Annotated in this window: 15 protein-coding genes; 1 reads left to right on the forward strand and 14 read right to left on the reverse strand. The window is 56.9% G+C overall.

The features are described from left to right. Window positions 1-18: 18 nt before the first annotated feature. From clpX to EL294_RS05935, 11 genes are all read right to left on the reverse strand, one after another. Entirely contained in the window at window positions 19-1275 is a 1257-nt protein-coding gene (gene clpX / locus EL294_RS05885; protein ID WP_126465743.1) for an ATP-dependent Clp protease ATP-binding subunit ClpX, read from the reverse strand. Between the two features lie 12 nt (window positions 1276-1287). Beyond that, the gene (clpP, locus tag EL294_RS05890; RefSeq protein ID WP_126465744.1) at window positions 1288-1872 is read right to left on the reverse strand and encodes an ATP-dependent Clp endopeptidase proteolytic subunit ClpP; all 585 of its coding nucleotides are present in this window, start codon (window positions 1870-1872) and stop codon (window positions 1288-1290) included. Between the two features lie 33 nt (window positions 1873-1905). Then, entirely contained in the window at window positions 1906-3246 is a 1341-nt protein-coding gene (gene tig / locus EL294_RS05895) for a trigger factor (RefSeq protein ID WP_126465745.1), read from the reverse strand. 109 nt (window positions 3247-3355) lie between these two features. After that, complete coding sequence (locus EL294_RS05900; RefSeq protein ID WP_126465746.1) at window positions 3356-3754, reverse strand: hypothetical protein; 399 nt, start codon at window positions 3752-3754, stop codon at window positions 3356-3358. After that, complete coding sequence (locus EL294_RS05905; RefSeq protein WP_126465747.1) at window positions 3751-4671, reverse strand: lactate/malate family dehydrogenase; 921 nt, start codon at window positions 4669-4671, stop codon at window positions 3751-3753. The genes EL294_RS05900 and EL294_RS05905 overlap by 4 nt, the downstream gene beginning before the upstream one ends. Before the next feature lie 10 nt (window positions 4672-4681). After that, window positions 4682-4888, reverse strand: a complete 207-nt coding sequence (locus tag EL294_RS05910; protein WP_126465748.1) for a YdbC family protein — start codon at window positions 4886-4888, stop codon at window positions 4682-4684. Between the two features lie 41 nt (window positions 4889-4929). Next, on the reverse strand, window positions 4930-7512 hold the full coding sequence (locus EL294_RS05915; protein ID WP_126465749.1) for a heavy metal translocating P-type ATPase: 2583 nt from the start codon (window positions 7510-7512) through the stop codon (window positions 4930-4932). Between the two features lie 126 nt (window positions 7513-7638). Then, window positions 7639-10446 carry a UvrD-helicase domain-containing protein gene (locus EL294_RS05920; RefSeq protein WP_126465750.1) on the reverse strand — a complete coding sequence of 936 codons (2808 nt, stop codon included), beginning with the start codon at window positions 10444-10446 and terminating at the stop codon, window positions 7639-7641. Beyond that, window positions 10437-12893: a PD-(D/E)XK nuclease family protein gene (locus tag EL294_RS05925; RefSeq protein ID WP_126465751.1), complete on the reverse strand. Its 2457-nt coding sequence runs from the start codon at window positions 12891-12893 to the stop codon at window positions 10437-10439. The genes EL294_RS05920 and EL294_RS05925 overlap by 10 nt, the downstream gene beginning before the upstream one ends. Further along, on the reverse strand, window positions 12894-13748 hold the full coding sequence (locus EL294_RS05930) for an ROK family protein (RefSeq protein WP_126465752.1): 855 nt from the start codon (window positions 13746-13748) through the stop codon (window positions 12894-12896). Beyond that, window positions 13741-14640, reverse strand: a complete 900-nt coding sequence (locus EL294_RS05935; RefSeq protein ID WP_164715243.1) for an RluA family pseudouridine synthase — start codon at window positions 14638-14640, stop codon at window positions 13741-13743. Before EL294_RS05935 ends, EL294_RS05930 begins: the two co-directional genes overlap by 8 nt. A 128-nt stretch (window positions 14641-14768) precedes the next feature. Here EL294_RS05935 and EL294_RS05940 point away from each other — a divergent pair, with 128 nt between their 5' ends. Next, complete coding sequence (locus tag EL294_RS05940; protein WP_126465754.1) at window positions 14769-15497, forward strand: endolytic transglycosylase MltG; 729 nt, start codon at window positions 14769-14771, stop codon at window positions 15495-15497. Window positions 15498-15628: 131 nt separating this feature from the next. Here the strand turns inward: EL294_RS05940 and EL294_RS05945 are convergent, their stop codons facing one another. The 3 genes from EL294_RS05945 to EL294_RS05955 are packed head-to-tail and all read right to left on the reverse strand — an operon-like array spanning window position 15629 to window position 17911. Further along, a complete protein-coding gene (locus tag EL294_RS05945) occupies window positions 15629-16411 on the reverse strand; it encodes a DUF169 domain-containing protein (RefSeq protein WP_126465755.1) in 783 nt (260 codons plus the stop codon). Beyond that, the gene (locus tag EL294_RS05950) at window positions 16412-17236 is read right to left on the reverse strand and encodes a MetQ/NlpA family ABC transporter substrate-binding protein (RefSeq protein ID WP_126465756.1); all 825 of its coding nucleotides are present in this window, start codon (window positions 17234-17236) and stop codon (window positions 16412-16414) included. A 9-nt stretch (window positions 17237-17245) separates the two neighbouring features. Further along, window positions 17246-17911: a methionine ABC transporter permease gene (locus EL294_RS05955; protein ID WP_126465757.1), complete on the reverse strand. Its 666-nt coding sequence runs from the start codon at window positions 17909-17911 to the stop codon at window positions 17246-17248.

The following is a 17911-nucleotide window of genomic DNA, read 5'->3' on the forward strand; positions in this document are numbered from 1 at the left end:
CCGCAGTGAGCCTTTCCCTTATTGGTCCGACGAGGTCTTCTGTAAGGGCTCGTCTCTGATTAGAACGGGGTCTTCCGTTCCCTCTACGCTCTCTTTGGTCACGATGACCCGCCGAATGTCTTCGAAGGAGGGAATCTCGAACATGGTGTCCATCATCACCTCTTCGATGGTGCCGCGCAGGCCCCGCGCACCGGATTTTTTGGCGATCGCCTTTTCGGCGATGGCTTCCAATGCGCTCTCCTCGAATTCCAGTTCCACATTGTCCATGGCAAACAGCGCTTCGTACTGTTTGACCAGGGCGTTTTTGGGCTCTGTAAGGATGTGCACCAGCGCGTCCTTGTCCAGCTCTTCTAAGGTCACGGTAACCGGCAGACGGCCGATAAACTCGGGAATCAAGCCGTATTTTAAGAGGTCTTCGCCTTCGAGATGCTTTAAGAGGTCGATCTCGTCGTGCTTGCTCCGCTTGATTTCCGTACCGAATCCGATGCCGCCTTTTCCCATGCGCGCCTCGATGATTTTGTCCAAGGAGTCGAAGGCGCCCCCGAGAATAAACAGGATATTGGTGGTATCCACCTGGATAAATTCCTGGTTCGGGTGCTTTCTGCCCCCTTGGGGCGGCACATTGGCGACGGTGCCTTCGATCATCTTGAGGAGGGCCTGTTGCACGCCCTCGCCGCTTACGTCGCGGGTGATCGAGACGTTTTCGGATTTGCGGGCGATCTTGTCGATCTCGTCGACATAGATGATGCCCTTTTCGGCGGCTTCGATGTCGTAATCCGCCGCCTGAATCAGCTTGAGGATGATATTTTCTACGTCCTCGCCCACATAGCCCGCCTCGGTAAGAGAGGTGGCGTCGGCGATGGCGAAGGGTACATCCAAGATCTTCGCCATGGTTTGCGCGAGAAGGGTCTTGCCGCTTCCGGTGGGGCCGACCATAAGGATGTTGCTCTTTTGGATCTCTACGCCGTCGTCGGACTGGGCGCGGTCCAAATTGCCGATCCGCTTATAGTGGTTGTATACCGCCACCGCCAAGGAGCGCTTGGCGCGTTCCTGGCGAATGACGTAATCGTCTAAGGTCTCTTTGATCTTCGCCGGGGTGGGCAGCTTTTCCTCGCGGGGAATCTCGCGAATGCGCGATTCCTCTTCCAAAATCTCATCGCACAGGCGGATGCATTCATTACAAATATACACATTCGGGCCTGCGATGAGGCGTTCTACCTGTTGTTGCGATTTGCCGCAAAAAGAGCAGCGCAAATCGTCCGAATTTTTCGACATGAATGCTCCTAACTATTTACGTTTTTCGATGACGTCATCGATAATGCCGTAGGCCTTCGCCTCTTCGGCGGACATAAAGAAGTCCCGATCGGTGTCGGTTTCCACCTTTTCCAGCGGTTGTCCGGTTCTTTCGGCGATAATCTTGTTCATCTGTTCCCGCGTCTTCAAAATCTTCTTCGCGTGGATTTGGATATCCGTCGCCTGTCCTTGGGCGCCGCCCAAGGGTTGGTGGATCATAATGTCGGCGTTGGGGAGCGCATAGCGCTTGCCTTCTTCGCCAGCGAGGAGCAAAAATGCCCCCATCGATGCCGCCAGGCCTACGCAAATGGTAGAGACGTGGGGTTTGATATATTGCATGGTATCGTAGATGGCAAAGCCCGCGCTCACCGAACCGCCCGGGGAGTTGATATAGATCTGAATGTCTTTATCGGGATCTTCGGACTCCAAAAACAGGAGTTGTGCCACGACCAAATCGGCGATCTGATCGTTGATCTCTCCGGTCAAAAAGATGATTCTGTCTTTGAGCAGTCTCGAATAAATATCGTAACTTCTCTCACCGCGATTGGTCTGTTCTACGACCATAGGTACTAATGCCATGATTGCCTCCTTATGCGAGGCCCGAGGCCTCGTTTATGCTTCTGTTGTTTCTTCTTCGTCTTTCTCTTCCGCTTCGACTTCTACGGCATGTTCTACCAAAAAGTCGACGGCTTTTCTGCGTTCCAGATCGCCGCGCAAAGCGTCGGTATTGGTTTCGAGCATGGTCTTGACCATCTCTTCTTGTTTATCTTCGTCGCCCTTGAAATAGTTTTTCGCCATTTCTCTGGCTTCTTTTTCGATCTCTTCGTCGTCGACGGCAAAGCCTTCTTTTGCGACCACCGCTTCCAGTGCGAGGGACTTGAGGACTTCTTTTTCCGCGTCGGGACGCATGCTCGCCTTAAATTCGTCGAGATCCTGGCCGAGCATACCCAGATATTGTTCCAGTTGAATGCCTTGGGAGCGCATATTGTAATCCATATTGCGAATTTGCTCTTCGATGGCCGCATCGACCATGACCGGCGGCAGTTCGACCTGCATATTTTCCGCCACTTTTTCCAGTACGCGGTTGGCGCGCAGGTTCTTGGCGTTGTTTACGACCTCTTCGGTCTTTTTGGTGCGGATGTCTTCGCGATATTCTTCGACGGTGTCGAATTCGGAGATGTCCTTAATAAATTCGTCGTCCAATTCCGGCAGCTCTTCGCGGCCGATGGAATTGAGCGTAATGTGGAATACCGCTTCTTTTCCCTTCAGATCTTCGGAGAAGTAGTCTTCGGGGAAGGTGACGTCGATGTCGAATTCGTCGCCGACTTCGTGTCCCACGATGCCTTCTTCAAAGCCGGGGATAAAGGAGCCGCTGCCGAGTTCGAGTTCCTGATCTTCCGCACTTCCGCCTTCAAAGGCTTCGCCGTCGACTTCGCCCTTAAAGTCGATATTGACCTTGTCGCCTTCTTCGGCGGCGCGGTCGTCGATGTTGATATGGCGCGCGTTCAGATGTCTTTGCTTGTCGATTTCGTTGTCGATCAGCTCTTCGCCCACTTCGGTGGGTACGGCTTCGATTTCGACGCCCTTGTACTCGCCGAGGGTGACCTCGGGACGCACGTCCACGTCGATTTGCACGGTGACGTCTTTGTTGCGGTCAAAGGTCTCTTCGTCGATCTCCACATTGGGTTGGTCGATGACCTTCAGGTCCAATTCTTCGACTGCTTTTTCGTAGTACTTGGGCAGAATTTCGTTCAACGCGTCTTCGAAGAAGATGCCTTCGCCGTAGAACTGCTCGATAATCTTCTTGGGCACATGTCCCTTCCGAAAACCGGGAACGTTGAAGTAGTTCTTGTTCTTTTTATAGATCTTGGTCTCCGCTTCCTTGATTTCGGCCGCGGGTACGACCACGTCAAAGTACACTTTATTCTTTTCTTGTTTTTTGATTTCTGTCATCGGTATCCCTCCATAATTTATATCCCAAGTATTATACCATAAGGGCTATAAAAGCAACAGTTGGCCACAATTTTCCCACCTTCGGCCACAAATCCGGTCCTTTCGCGCCCTACACGCGTCGTTCGTACCGAAAACCGCAGTGGGGACATCGGATGCGCACCTTGCCTTTTCCCTTGGGCACCTTGGCGAGTTGGTTGCAGGAGGGACAGTGTACGTATCGGTAGTATCGGCTGTTTTTGATGCGTGCCGCGAGTGCATATAGGGGCTTTGTGCCGTCGAGATATTTTTGGTTCTCCTTGCGACGCTTGCCGCGATCCTTCGAGAGGGCGCGAAAGACGCATAGCCCCAGCAGGATCGCCGAAAACAGCGACAAGGGCTCGCATTTGAAGACCAAAGAAATCACGAGGAGCACCAAACCCGCCGCATACAGGGCGCGGTTCAGCCGGTCCCAGCCGTATCTGTGTGCGAAGAAACGGCGAAGTTTTGCTTGAATTTCCTCGCGCTTCATGCTTCCACCCGGTACTTGCGGATGGTCTCGGCGCTCTCCCTATACCGCGCCAGCTCTTCTTCAGTCAGGGTGAGCTCCACCACTTCTTCGATGCCGGCTGTGCCCACCACGCAGGGCGTGGAGATAAACACATCGTCGACGCCGTATTCTCCCTGGTGGAGGGCCGATACCTGAAGCGTGCGCTTTTCGTCGTACAGCACCGCATCCAAGATGTCGTTTACCGTATTGGCGATGCCGTACTGGGTCGAACCCTTTCCGAAAAAGGCGCGGTGGCCCCGGTAGATGACCGACTCCTCGAATTCCGCTTTGTCCAATTCCATATAGTGCTTTTTGAGGTATTCGTCGAGCGCCATATGGTGAATGCGCACGCGGGAATAGGGCAGGAACTGGCTGTCGCCGTGTTCTCCGAGCATCATGCATGCGACCGAATCGGGGGCGACGCCCAAAATGCGAGCGAGCATCGTGCGGGCGCGCTCGCTGTCTAGGGCGGTGCCGCTTCCGATAATGCGGCATTTGTCGAAGCCCGAGTACTTCCACACATGGTATGCGATCGCATCGCAGGGATTGGTGACCACCACAAATACGCCGGTAAAGCCGTTCTTTACGATTTCGGGCACATAGTGCGCCACGTCTTCGTGATTGTTCTTGAACTCGTCGCGCCGCTGGGCGTTCTCGGGGATGCGCCCGCTGGCGATGACGATGATGTCCGCATCGGCGATCTGCTTGTAGTCCGCCGCAAAAAAATCGATATTGTGCGGATAAAATCGCGTCGCGTCTTCTAAGTCGCTCACCACGCCGTCGAGGCGTTTTTCGTCGACATCGCACAGGGCGATCTCTCGAAAGCCCCCACGGAGCGCCGCCGTATAGGCGACGATTTCGCCCACGTGGCCCGCGCCTACGATTCCGAGTTTTGCCATACGCCCCTCCTTATTTGACGAGTTCTCTTAAGGCTTCGAATTCCTCGGGCGTCATGGTAATGCCCTTGGTCATCTTGGTATGGTCCTCGTTCCAGGACCGAATGTCGAATTTCGGCGCCCCGCCGTTATACGACACCCTGTTCAATTCCTTCTTCCAAATGCCGGATTCGCCCAGCACGCCGATGTGTTCTACGATCTCAAATCGAAAATCTGCCATATTTCCTCCCGAAAGAAAAAAGCGCCGTGGGCGCTTTTCGCTTATCTTACGGATTTTACCGTATACCCTGCGTCTTCCACCGCTTTTTTCAACGCGTCCGCATCGAGGTTTTCCCCTTCGACGACGGCTTGTTGCGGATCCAGCGTAACCTGCGCCTTTACGCCCTCGAGGGCGTTTAATGCCTGATCGACTCTGCCGACACAGTGGTTACAGCTCATGCCGTCGAGTTCCAAAATCTTTTTATCCATTTGTATTTTCTCCTTTCCGCTTCCGCTGTATTTATGCGTATACCCCTTTTGCGGGTGAGAGGTAGCGTTTAATCGATAAATTTTTGCTTCGGGCGCCGCTTCCGCCTCCCGCTCGCCGCGATCGGTGTCCAATTTGGTAAAGTTCAGCCGAAGGGCGTTAGTCACCACAAAGACCGAACTCAGACTCATCGCCAAAGCGGCGATCATCGGGCTTAAGGTGAGGCCGAAGGGGATATAAAAGACCCCGGCCGCCACGGGAATACAGATGACATTGTAGAAAAACGCCCAGAACAGATTCTCCTTAATATTGCGGATGGTCGCCTCGGAGAGTTTGGTGGCGCTCACCACATCCAAGAGGTCGCTGTGCATCAAAACCACATCGGCGCTTTCCATGGCGATATCCGTGCCGGCGCCGATGGCGATACCCACATCCGCCCGCGCGAGTGCCGGGGCGTCGTTGATGCCGTCGCCGACCATGGCGACCTTGCCCGCTTCCTGATAGCGACGCACGACGCTTTCCTTTTCGTCGGGAAGGACCCCGGCGTGCACCGTATCGATGGGAAGGGAGGCGGCGATGACATGGGCCGTCTTTTCGTTGTCGCCGGTAAGCATCACGATCTTCTTGCCCAGCTTGCGCAGCGCTTCGAGGGCGCGCGGGGAATTTGCCTTCACGATGTCTTTGGCGGCGATAAAGCCGTACACTTCATCTTCATCGGCAAATACCAGGGGCGTCTTTCCCGCCGCAAGGGCTTCGTCCAGCGCCTGTTCGATCGGCGAGAGGTCTTGTCCCATCTCTTCCATAAGGGTGATATTGCCGCCGTAGATCCACCGCCCGTCGATCTTACCGCGCAGTCCCCTGCCGGGAAGCGATTCGAAATCCGTCACGCGATCGGCGGATGCGTTGGGGTAGCGCGCCTCAAAGCCGCGGATCACGCCTTCGGCCAAGGGGTGCTCGGAGGATTTTTCGAGCGCATAGGCCATGCGATAAAATGCCTCGGGATCGCGATCGAGTGCCACTACATCGGTCACAAAGGGTTTGCCCCGGGTGATGGTACCGGTTTTGTCCAAAATCAGGGTGTCGGCTTCGTGGAGCACCTCCAGCGATTCGGCGCTCTTATAGAGCACGCCCGCCTTGGCGCCCCGTCCCGTGCCGACCATAATCGCCACCGGCGTGGCAAGGCCCAGTGCACAGGGACAGCTGATGACGAGCACCGAGATCGCGAGACGCAGCGCAAATTCCGCGCCGTAGCCGAGCAGAAGCCATACGATGCCGACGATCGCCGCGATGGCGATGACCACGGGAACAAAGACGCCCGCCACGCGGTCCGCGATCTTCGAGATCGGCGCCTTGGTCGCATTGGCATCTTCTACCAAGGCGATGATTTTCGCGATGGTGGTGTCTTCCCCCACCCGGTCGGCGGTAAAGACCAGCCGGCCGGAGCCGTTGGTCGTCGCCGCCATCAGCGCGTCCCCCTCGGACTTTTCGACGGGGATCGACTCGCCGCTCAAGGCGGATTCGTCGACGGAGCTGATGCCTTCTACCACCGTGCCGTCCACCGGCACATTCTCACCGGGCTTTAATACGATTTTCTCGCCCAATGCGATCTCTGCCACGGAAACGCGCATTTCTGCGCCGTCTCTTATGACCGTCGCGGTCTTGGGCGTCAGGTCCATTAAGCCGCGAATGGCATCGGAGGTACGATGCTTGGCGCGGGATTCGAGCCACTTTCCGAAGTCGATCAAGACGACAATGGTCGCCGCCGATTCGAAATACAGTTCGTGGCCGAAGTGCATCACCCGTTCCATATCGCCGTGGCCGAAGCCGTAGGACAGCTGAAAGATGACGTAAATGCCGTAGAGAAAGGCCGCTCCCGATCCGATGGCGATGAGTGCGTCCATATTGGGGTGGCGCTTCCACAGGGACTTCAAGCCGTTTTTATAGTAGTGGCGATTGAGAAATAAGATCGCCGTTGTCAAAATCGCCTGTGCCAGCGCGAAGGAGAGCAGATTTTCCGTTCCCGCTAAAAATGCGGGGATCGGAAGTCCCATCATCGAGCCCATAGAGATATATAAAAGGGGAATCAGAAGCGCCACCGAGAAAATCAGTCGCCGCTTCTTCGCCTCCGCTTCTTTTTCAAAGGGATCCGCCGCTTCGCGCACCCCCTCGGGCGCATCGGCCGGCGTTGCGGTATAGCCCGCATCGTCCACCGCCTGCAAAATGGCGGGAATGCGGCTCTTGTCCGCCTCGAGTTTCATGGAGTTTGTGAGAAGGTTGACCGCCACAGAGGAAACCCCGTCCACCTTGGAGACTTCCCGCTCCACGGCGGCGGAGCAGGCGGAACAGGTCATACCCTGTACGTCGAATTTTAATTCCATATTGTCCTCCCTTTCCGCACAGATCACAGATTTGTCTACTTATATCCTACCAATCTGCTTGGTCATTGTCAATAAAAATTTTACCTTCTTTGATCTTAATGATACCCCGTTCGTTTCTCTGTAAAACTATCCCTTTAACATTTTTTCAATGCGCGTGATTTCCTCTGTCGTCAGTCGCACCTCGGTCTTTTTTCCGTCCGCCGGCGTATAGATATATAGCGTGGGAAATGTGCCGCGTATCTGCCGATACGCCATGCCGTAAAGGCCCAGTTGCAGGCGGTAAACCGCCATGGCGGGGCTTTCTGCGCCACGCGTGCCGGTCTTCATGTCGACGATGGCGATCTTTCCGTCGATCCTTCGAATCTGGTCGAAGGCCCCTTCCAATATAACCCGCGGAAAATCCACCACAAAGGGCACTTCGGCGGCGAGAATCTCGCCCCAGCCGAAGAGATCGTCATAGGCGTCGATATACGCCGAAAGCCGCGCCTCGTCCAAGCCCCGCCGGCGGGCCGATGCGAGCAAGTGCGCACGAAGACGCGCGTCGGGGCCCTGCGCCCGCTGCATATAGTGGTGAAACAACACCCCCAGGTGACGGCGGCGCGCCGCTTCTTTTTTTCCGAAGCCCGCCGACGCGTAGGGCGCCTCTACGGTTTGTAAGAGCGCACTCGCCGAGGTGACGGGTTTTCGGGAAGCTACCGAGACCGGCGCGGAAACGGCGTGGGCCGGGGGAACCGTTTGCGCGCGCTTCGGCGGCTTGGGCATTTTGGGATCGGCGGTAAATGCCACCGACTGCAAAAAGCCAGAGAATCCCTCGGTCTCCTTGCCCGACCGCAAGAGCACGAGGGCGCTCTTGGCGCGGGTCATGGCGACATAGAGGAGCCGGCGCGCCTCTTCTTCGCGAAAGCGCGCCATCGCATCGGCGTTTTGATCGAATGCGTAGCGCGCCCCGTCTCGGCAGAGGCCCGCGCCGTAGAGATCGGAATAGTTCCAATGGCCGCCGTCGCTTTTTTCTTTGGTAAACAGCGCCCCCAAATAGACCGTGTCGTACTCCAGCCCCTTCGCCTTATGAATGGTGGAAATCTCGATATCCGCATCGCCGCCGAAGCGCGCCTGTCCCTCGTCTTCCCACCGGGCGCGGCGTTCCATTTCGCCGACAAAGCCGTACAGCGTCGATCCCTCGGCGTCGTATTCCTTTGCCAACGCAAACAGGCGGTCCAGATTCGCGATGCCCTGCTCGCCGCGGCGTTCGCGCACATAGACGGCATATCCCGTCGCATACACCGCCGTCTGCAGGGCGTCGTAGGCGGAACCGTAGACGTCGATCTTCTGCAGCAGATCGAGACACGCCCGCTTTTTTTGTGTGCTATAATTCGGATCTTTCGCTTCCAAAAAGAGATCCTCGCGATTGTAGCCGACGAAGGGACCGCGAAGGGCTTCGGCATCGAAGATGCCTTTCGCCTTGGCGCGCAGTAGCGCGAGGAGATCGCGCACTTCTCGCGTCTCAAAGAATCCCCGGCCGCTCCGGTTGCGGTAGCGGATGCCGTAGGCCTGAAAGACCGCCTCGTAAATCGCCGCGTGGGTGGTGGTGCGCAAAAGGAGGGCGCGGCTTCCGCCTCCGCCTTCTTGTATATCGGCGGCGATCCATTCCGCCTCTTTGCGCACCCGCTCTTCTTGCGAAGCGGATTCGCCCAGGTCCACCGCTTCCAATCGTACATCGCCCGTCCCGTGGCCCGCGAGGGGCACATAGTCCGGCATCTGCGGCGCAAAGATCTCATTGATCGCATCCACCAGCGCGGCGTGGGAGCGGTAGTTGTTCGTCAGTTCCGCCACGACGCCCCCCGCTTCTTTCAGCTTGCGGCGAAATGCCGCGCTCTCGTCGAGATCCGCCCCGCGAAAGCCGTAAATCGACTGCTTCTTATCGCCCACCACAAAGACCGTACTCGATTCGGCCAGGCGCTCCAAAAAGCGGATCTGCAGGGGATTGGTATCCTGAAACTCGTCGACCAGAATATGGCCATAGGAAGCGCTAAGAGCCGGCTCGGCCTCGATCAGCGCCGTCGCCTTTTCCAACAGGTCCGCAAAATCCACCGCCCCCGCCGCGTCTTTGTGCTTGCGGTAGTTTTCGTCGAGGCGGCGAAAGATCTGCGCCAAAATTTCGGTATAGGGGCGATTTTCTTCTTCGCGCGCCATCATCATCTCGCGGCGCAATCGGTCGAACTTCTCCTGATCCTCGGGCCGAAAGGTGCTCTTTCCGCCGGGGGCCGGCAAACTTTCCAAAAATGCGGTCCGATCCGCCCCGGAAAGGGCGGATAGCGCCTCGTCGTCGATCGCCTTGAGCGCCTGTTGAAACTTGGTATTCCCCTTGGGGTAATTTTGCTTCATATATAAAACATGCCGCATGAGTTCGCCCTCGGGATCGGTCGCCGCAAACCGCTTGGTCCGAAAGGCATGCAGATTGCCCCGCGTGCGGAGCTCCTCGTAAAAATCCATTACCTCCGCAGAAAAGGCAGCGGGCCGCATATCGAGCGCGTGCATCAATGTATCCGCGCCGAGTGCTATCAGCGCCTCTTCGATCTCTCGATACGACGCCTCGAGCATCGCCCGCGCTTCCCCTTCCTGCAGCTGTTCCATGCCGCCCAAGGTCCCGGCGCGGTCGCTGTGTATATGGAGCAAGTGGCGACAGAATCCGTCGATGGTCGACACCTTCACCCGCCCGGGATCGAGATCATCCACCGCGGCCTCGATCCGCGCGCGCATCTCCTCGGCGGCGCGCACGGTGAAGGTGATGGCGAGCACCCGTTCGTCGGTGCGGGTGAGAATGTTGCGGATGCGCTCGGTCAGGACGCGGGTCTTTCCCGCCCCGGCGCCGGCGGAAACCGCCATCGACGCGTCGATCCCCTCTGCCGCCTTTCGCTGCATTTCGTCTAGTCGCATTCCGCTTCGTCCTTTCTACACACCGGCATATATTGACAATAGGTACAGACCGATTCCTTCGCAGGCTGTGCGGGAAATTCTCCCGATTGCATGTCCTTCAGCGCGCGTGCCACCGCCGCCTTCGCATCGTCGATCTTTTGCTGCCAGCCCGCATCGTCGGTCTTTCGCACCTTCCGGAGGCGCGTATACGATCCGATTCGCTCGGTATTTCTGAGCATGATCGATTCCTTCGCCCCTTCCACCGACACGTACTCGAGTCCCGCCACAGGGTGCCCCATATACATCCGCGCCATGGCGTAGATATAGAGCTGGAGCTTGGTATGGTTTTCAAATTCCGTAAAGACGGGCACGCCCCGAGACTTGTAGTCGATCAGAATTTCGTTCGCCGCTTCGTCGCGGTCGATCCGGTCGATCCGCCCGCGAATGGTATAGGCCCCGAAGGGGAGGGTAAAGTCGGTCTCAAAAAAGGCGGGGGCGAACCCACCGTTTTTGTCCGCGGACCGTAGGCGCTCCTCTTCGTTTTGAGCGGCGGCGCCGACAAATTCGACAAACCGCGCTTTATAATACGGCGCCATATAGGGCGGCAGGAGATCCGCCAGATGCGCATCAAAGTAGGCGCGCACCCTATCGGGGATGTCTTCTTGGTGGCAGGTTCCGGCGAAGTACGACTCCAACACCTTGTGGTACAAGTTTCCCCGCTCGATAAAGCGCCTTCTGCCCCGATCCTCTGCGCTTTCTTTTAACACATGATCCATAAAAAAGCGAAAGGGACAGGCGAGAAAGTCGTCGATCTGCGTCGTGGATACGGACTTTTGCTGCAAATGGGCAGAAAGCGCCGCCGCCCCCGCCGGCGAAAATCCCCGCGCATCCACGCCGAGATCCGCCGCCTGCACGTATGCCTCGCGCTTTTGGTCGAGATCTATCGTCCCCGCCGCTTCGGCGTATTTCGTAAAGGCGGCGGACGCCTCCTGGTCGCCGATGGTATAGAGCATGGCCCTGCCCGACGAGGCGATCAAATGGTCCAGGCGCATGGAATCCGTCTCCTTGCGGTGAAAATCCGCAAACAGCCCCAGTTCCTTTAACCGCGCTTCGTTGTCGTAGTGGATCAGACCGCTCTCCTTTTCGCGTTGCGGAAAGCGGCTGTCCAGGGAGTAGACGATCAAGAGGTCGTACGCGCCGCCCGATGCGCCGGCGAGGGAGAGCACCTCGACCCCGTCGGTCTCTTCGGCGGGCAGTTCTGCCGAAAGGAGCGCCTCGAATTCCCGGGCGTCCACATCGGCGCCGAAACCCTCCCGCAGTGCGGGGATCGCTTCGGCGAGCGCTTCGTCCAAATCCGCCTCTCCCGTGGGCAAGATGGATTCTATCGCGTCGAGAAAATCGGACGTCGTGCGCGGCCGATTGCGATACAATGTGCGGAGTGCGGGCAAGTTTCGGGACAATAACGCCCGATCCGCTTCCTCGCCCAACCAACGATACGAGAGCGCCTCCTGTGCCGCCCTGAGGCTGTCTGCTCCGACGGATTCGAGCACGCGGGCGAGTTCTTTTCCGTCCGCAATCCGCGAAAAGCGGGAGCGCAAATGCGCCAAAAGCCCTTCCATGCCCTCGTCGTAAAAGCGCAGGAAAATCCGCAGCTCGCCGGCCACAGGCGAAGTGTCCAGGACGTTGGTACACTTCGATACAAAAACGCCGTCCTTTTCGAGCGTGCTTTCGATCGCGTATCGATCCGCCTCGTGAAAGGCCACCACCGCCACGCGCGCGGCGGGATCGTCTTTGAGCGCCTCTCGTACGGTGTCACCGATATGCCGAAACATCCGCGCTTCGTCGAGCGAGGCAATACACCGTACCCCAGAAGCGGGCTCTTCCGGCACAAAGCGAAAGACCGTCACCGGGGAAACGGCGTCCAGCTTTTCGAGGAGCGCGCGTTCCGCTTCGGTAAACTCAAAAAAGCCGAATACATAATAGGCCCGCTTTACATAGACCTCCGCCTCCAGTGCGCGCGTAAAGATCTCGGGCGCCCCGACATAGTCTTCTTCGCGCCGCACTTCCTCGAACAGGCGCAGCAATTCGGGGTATTCTGGCTTCCAGGAATAGGGCAGTTCGCGATACGAAAAATCGACCCATCGGGCGCGATCCAAAAACGAAAACAACGCCTGCACCCGCTCCGGCTCCCCGATATGCGCAAGGGCGCTTTTTGTGCGGCGAAGGCGGTGGCGAAAGTGCAGATACGCCGCCCGCTCGTTGCGCACTTCTTCCATGGCGAGCTCTTCGGCCACGTCGGTGAGCGTCATACAGTCGATTCCCAGCGCCCCGCCCCGACGCGCCCAATATTCCTTGATACGCGCCAAACTTCTTCCGTTTTCCAATACATAGGTGGTGCGAAAAGGTCCGGAGGCGTATTGCTCTACGATCTCCGGACCCGTACCCACCGGTATCTCTACAATGCGCATCTATTGCGCCTCCTCTCTGGCGGCCTTTCCGAGAAGCGCCGCGCCGATCATGCCGGCGTCGTTTCCCTTGGTCGCGACGGCGATGCGGCCCCGGCAGTTGGCATTTCCCCGGGATCGCACCAATTCGGATAAGAGCCTGCCGATCTGCGGCGCGTACTCGGCGATTCCTCCGCCGATTACAATCCGCGCCGGATCGAAGGTGTTTTCCAGGCCGATACAAAAATCCGCGAGCCCCTCGAGATACGCCCGCGCCGCGGGATCTTCACTCGCAAGAAATGCCTGCGTGTCGGAAAAACCCGCCGCATCGCGCGCCGCCTTGAGCGCTCCCGCGCTGAAATACGCCTCGGCACAGCCCCTCTGCCCGCAGCTGCACCGCCTGCCGCCGCGCACCACGATGGTGTGCCCGATCTCGAGAGCGTGGCCGCGGTCGCCGCGAAAGAGCCCATCTTCGCCGTAATAGGCGCCGCCGATTCCCGTTCCGATCCCGATCCACAGCGTATGCGCCACCGCATCGGCGCCGTGCATTTCGCCGATCAACGCACAGTTCATGTCGTTTTCCAGCGCGTCCAGGCGCACGCCCCGCGCCGCCAGCGCGTCCTTTAGGGGGTAGTGGCCCCAGGCATTTACATTGCCGCCGAGGTCCGTGAGCGACAGCGTCTTTCTGTCCACCGTCCCGGCCGTAGAAATCCCCAGGCTCTCGACAGAAAATTCCGACACCGCCTCTCTAATCGCATCCGCCACCCCATCGGGCGTATCGGGGGTGTCTACACTGCGCTTCGCCGCAAGTGCGCCCGCCGCATTCAATACCCCGAGCTTGATCGTGGTGCCGCCGATGTCGATCCCGATATTACACATGCAGTTCCCTCCGAATCGCCCGAAACTTGCCGCCCGGCTCCGATAAATAGGTCTTTTTCGAGACCGCGGGAAACGCCTCGGTTTTGGGAAAGACTAACTTATAGGCATGCAAGAGCTGGTGATGGAGCGCGGGAAAGGCCGATGCCTTCTTGCCGTACTTCTGATCGCCCACGATGGGGTGCGCGATCGAGGCGAGTTGCTGGCGGATCTGGTGAGTGCGCCCGGTAATCAGCTCCGCTTCCACCAGCGTGCAGCCGTCCCCATAGGTGAGGGGCCGGTAAATGCCCCGGGCGTACTTGCCGTCCGCCGATTCGCGCATGCGGTTCTTCTCCCCTTCTTTTTCCAGGTAATTCTCCACCTCCCGCACATCCTCCAGCCGGCCTTCGACAATGGTGAGATAGTATTTTTTCAGCTTTCGTTCCCGAAGCCACAGATTGGCATGGCGAAGCCCTTCGGCGGTCTTTGCGCCGATGATCAGCCCGCCGGTGTTTCGATCCAGGCGGTTCGCCACCGAAGGCGTAAACGTGTGCTCCGCCCGGGGATTGTACGCCTCGGTATGAATCAAATACGCAATCATGCGATCGACCATATTATCCTCATACCGGCGTCCCGTGCCGTGGCTCAGCACCCCGACGGGCTTGTCCATAATCAAAAAGTCCTCGGTCTCGGCGACGATCTTCGGGAATTTGCCCGCCGCCGAGCGGGGCCTGCGGGAAAACTTCTCGATCGTCTCGTCGCTAAAAAACACCTCCACCGAATCGCCCGCCGTTAACATATCGTCTTCCTTGGCGCGCTTTCCGTTTACGGTAATATTCTTCTTGCGGATGGATTTATACAAGAGCGAGGGCTTGGCCTTGGGCAAAAGCTTTTTTAAGTAGCGATCCAGTCGCATTCCCGCATCGTTTGTGTCAATTTTGTAAGAGATCAAGTGCGATTCCCTTCCTTTCTCGCGGCTGTGGTATAATATAGCCATTCTCATTGATTATATCGAATTTACGCACAAAAAGGAAAAGAGGCAGTATGAAATATAGCGGAAGATTAGCGAGATCTCTGGTAAATGTACTGCGATTTTTGGGCATCGTCTGTGTCCTCGCCGTACTCCTGTTCGTCATCAAATGGCGCATGAACCACTTGTTCGGACTGACCGCCCCCGAAAACGCAAAAGACAGCGGCATCGTGGCGGAAATCGAGTCCTCCAAAGAGCAGTTCGGAAAGATCACCGATGCCGCCAAAAACGCGTCGAAAGAGACGACTTTACTTACCGTAGAAGACACGACGCCTGCGGCCATCGCCGCCCGGTTGAAAGAACTCGGCCTGATCAACGACGCCGAGGCCTTTCGCGCCATGGCGGTTCAATCCGGCGTCGCCAACTACTTTACCGAGGGCACCTTCGAGATCTCCGAAGGCGCATCTCCCGAGACCATTCTAAAACAACTCACCGAAGACGGACTGCAAAAGGCGACCCGCACCGTCACCATCGAAATCCCCTATAACGCCACCGACGAAATCGTCGCCAATATCGTCGCCAAGGAAAATCTGGTGCAGGACCGTTACACCTTCCTCACCATGCTCCAGGAACAAGGCGCCACGGCGAAAATCTTGCCCGGCGGCTACGAGATCCACGCCCCCATCAAGGCACAGGACTTGATCGACGCCATGACCCAATTCTCCGAACAGCCGCCCCAAGAAGCGGCACCGGCAGAAGAGGCGCCCCAAGAACCCGCCCCCGAAGAAGCGCCGGCGGAATAAATAGCGCCCGCGAAGATCTACAAATAGAAACGAGTACGTGCAATGCACGTACTCGCTTTTTTTGCGTCTATTGCTTTTGTTCGGCGACAAAAAAACCGAATCCTTCCGGACTCGGTTTCAGCTGAACTCGATTATTTGCAGTCCATATAGTAATTGTATCGAAACCGCAAAGGTAGCGGTCCCCAGGATTTTTCGTCCCACCGGGAGAGGATTCTGCGCTTTTCGTCATCCCCCTCCATAGTATTGGCCGTTTTCTCTATGCCTTCTACGACGCCCGCAAATTTATCTCCAGGAATGCCGACAGACATATCTTCTTTCGCCCATCCCGCTCGGTGTCGGGTGCCGATACACAACAGCGAAAGGTTGAGCGAACCGGTGGTCAAGGGCAAGGTGGTGGACTCATAGCACACCGCTTGATTCCCCAAGATCCGTAGCCCCTCCGGCTCGCCGTATTTATAGCCGTATCCCTGTACGATGCGCATAGCAATATATGGCACATCGAAGATCAGTACGACTTCCGGGCAGCGGTCCCACGCTTCCAAAGGGCGCACGACGACGCCGTAGTTGCCATCGGGGAGTGTGCGCTGGCCCGTTCGGATCGCTTCGGATACTTCTTTTTGTTCGTATAGACCCAATCTATGCCAATTTTCTCCGCGCGCATTTGCGGGATCGTCGGGATGAATGCCGAAGAAGCGCTCGGCGCTTTTGCAGCGGAATTTACCGCGGGAAATTTTGATGCCGTGTCCCCGCGTGGCTGCGCGCACCGCCCCGCAATAATTGATGGCATTTTGGATGGGCTGCGCGTCTTCCGCTTCAAAGGCTTCTCGATCTTTGAGCACCTCGACGCCTACAGCCTTGTACTTTAGATCCAAGAGGGCATACAGCTTTTGGGTCGCGACGAGAAAATCGTCCATTTATTTCGCCTCGTCGTCGCTGGTGTAGAATGTGAATACGCCGGGGAATTCTTCTTCGATTTTTTTCTGCGATGCGTCCGTGCGCATACTTTCGGCTAAGTCCACCGCCCATTGTGCCGCTTCATTTTCTTTTTTGACGATTACGCCCATGGGGTAGCGGATCATTACGGTATCTCTGGCGAGATAGGTGCTCGGATCCTTTCCGGCACTCGCCATATGCGTAAAAAATACACAGGCGGCATCCAAATCCTGAAGCGCCGTTACGGTCTGTGCCTGTTCCATTTCGACGATTTCGATGTTTTTCGGATTGTTCGTCACATCGGCTTTGGTGTAGAGATCCTTTCCTTCTTTTAGTTCGACCAATCCGTTTTCTTCCAAAATCCGCATGGCAATGTCTTCGTTCATGGGATCGTTCATAACCGCGATCTTCGCCCCGTCGGGAATTTTGTCCACGGCGTCGTACTTTTCGGAGTACAAACCGATGCCGGTATGGAATACATAGGGCTTTGCCATGGTCAGATCGCCGGATTTGTTGGCGTTAAAGGATTCGACGAACTTGAGGTGTTGGCCGATAGAAATATCCACATCGCCGCTGTTGCAGGCTTCCAATACGACGGGATTGGCGTCGAAGGGAACGAATTCGGTCTTGTATCCCTTTTTTTCAAAGTCGTCTTTGCAGGCTTCGTAGTAGATTTGAGAGACAGATGTTCCGCCGATGCGGATCAATTCTTTGTCTTCTGCGCCTGCGCCCGTATCGGCCTTCGTGCAGCCCACCGCCGCGATCATTACGGCGAGAAGCGCCGCTGCTGTAAATAGTTTCTTCATAATTTCCTCCTACTTCAATTTTTGGAATAACCACTTGCTCGTCCCCTGAATGGATAGGACGATGATCAACAGTATGATCACGATAAAGTACATAATGCCGTAGTCAAATCGCTGATAGCCATAGGTAAGTGCCACGGCGCCCAAGCCGCCCGCACCCACTGCGCCGGCGATGGTGGATACATTGAGCATATTGATCAATAGAATCGTATAATTGGAAACGATCGACGGCAGTGCCTCCACCAAGAGCACGCGGTAGATGATCTGAAAATTGCTCGCGCCGAAGGAGCGCGCCGCCTTGATCAGATTGGGATCTACGGTCTGAAGCGAGTTTTCGATCATGCGGGTGGCAAAGGGCGTACAGGCGACGCTGATGCCTACGATGGCGGCATCGGCCCCCACGGCGGTTCCCACTAACAGCCGGGTCATCGGCGCCAAGGAGACGATTAAGATCATCGTGGGAAAGGCGCGCAGCACGTCGGTAATTTTTCCGAGTACGGCGTGCAAGGCGGGTTTTTCCCACAGGCCGCCCCTCCCCGTAATAAAGAGGAGCACGCCGAATACCACACCCAAGGCCATAGAGATCAGGGCGGAAAAGAACATAATCTTGAAGGTGGCGAGAAGCGCCGGCACGATCACATCGGGCAGGTATTCCGCCAGTTGCGTGTTTTCAAACAT

The organism is Aedoeadaptatus ivorii (genome assembly GCF_900638585.1).
Taxonomy (GTDB): Bacteria; Bacillota; Clostridia; order Tissierellales; family Peptoniphilaceae; genus Aedoeadaptatus; species Aedoeadaptatus ivorii.

Coding starts and splice junctions, on each gene's coding strand:
- clpX (WP_126465743.1), bottom strand. CDS start 1,275: ATGTCGAAAAATTCGGACGATTTGCGCTGCTCTTTTTGCGGCAAATCG.
- clpP (WP_126465744.1), bottom strand. CDS start 1,872: ATGGCATTAGTACCTATGGTCGTAGAACAGACCAATCGCGGTGAGAGA.
- tig (WP_126465745.1), bottom strand. CDS start 3,246: ATGACAGAAATCAAAAAACAAGAAAAGAATAAAGTGTACTTTGACGTG.
- EL294_RS05900 (WP_126465746.1), bottom strand. CDS start 3,754: ATGAAGCGCGAGGAAATTCAAGCAAAACTTCGCCGTTTCTTCGCACAC.
- EL294_RS05905 (WP_126465747.1), bottom strand. CDS start 4,671: ATGGCAAAACTCGGAATCGTAGGCGCGGGCCACGTGGGCGAAATCGTC.
- EL294_RS05910 (WP_126465748.1), bottom strand. CDS start 4,888: ATGGCAGATTTTCGATTTGAGATCGTAGAACACATCGGCGTGCTGGGC.
- EL294_RS05915 (WP_126465749.1), bottom strand. CDS start 7,512: ATGGAATTAAAATTCGACGTACAGGGTATGACCTGTTCCGCCTGCTCC.
- EL294_RS05920 (WP_126465750.1), bottom strand. CDS start 10,446: ATGCGACTAGACGAAATGCAGCGAAAGGCGGCAGAGGGGATCGACGCG.
- EL294_RS05925 (WP_126465751.1), bottom strand. CDS start 12,893: ATGCGCATTGTAGAGATACCGGTGGGTACGGGTCCGGAGATCGTAGAG.
- EL294_RS05930 (WP_126465752.1), bottom strand. CDS start 13,748: ATGTGTAATATCGGGATCGACATCGGCGGCACCACGATCAAGCTCGGG.
- EL294_RS05935 (WP_164715243.1), bottom strand. CDS start 14,640: ATGCGACTGGATCGCTACTTAAAAAAGCTTTTGCCCAAGGCCAAGCCC.
- EL294_RS05940 (WP_126465754.1), top strand. CDS start 14,769: ATGAAATATAGCGGAAGATTAGCGAGATCTCTGGTAAATGTACTGCGA.
- EL294_RS05945 (WP_126465755.1), bottom strand. CDS start 16,411: ATGGACGATTTTCTCGTCGCGACCCAAAAGCTGTATGCCCTCTTGGAT.
- EL294_RS05950 (WP_126465756.1), bottom strand. CDS start 17,236: ATGAAGAAACTATTTACAGCAGCGGCGCTTCTCGCCGTAATGATCGCG.
- EL294_RS05955 (WP_126465757.1), bottom strand. CDS start 17,911: ATGTTTGAAAACACGCAACTGGCGGAATACCTGCCCGATGTGATCGTG.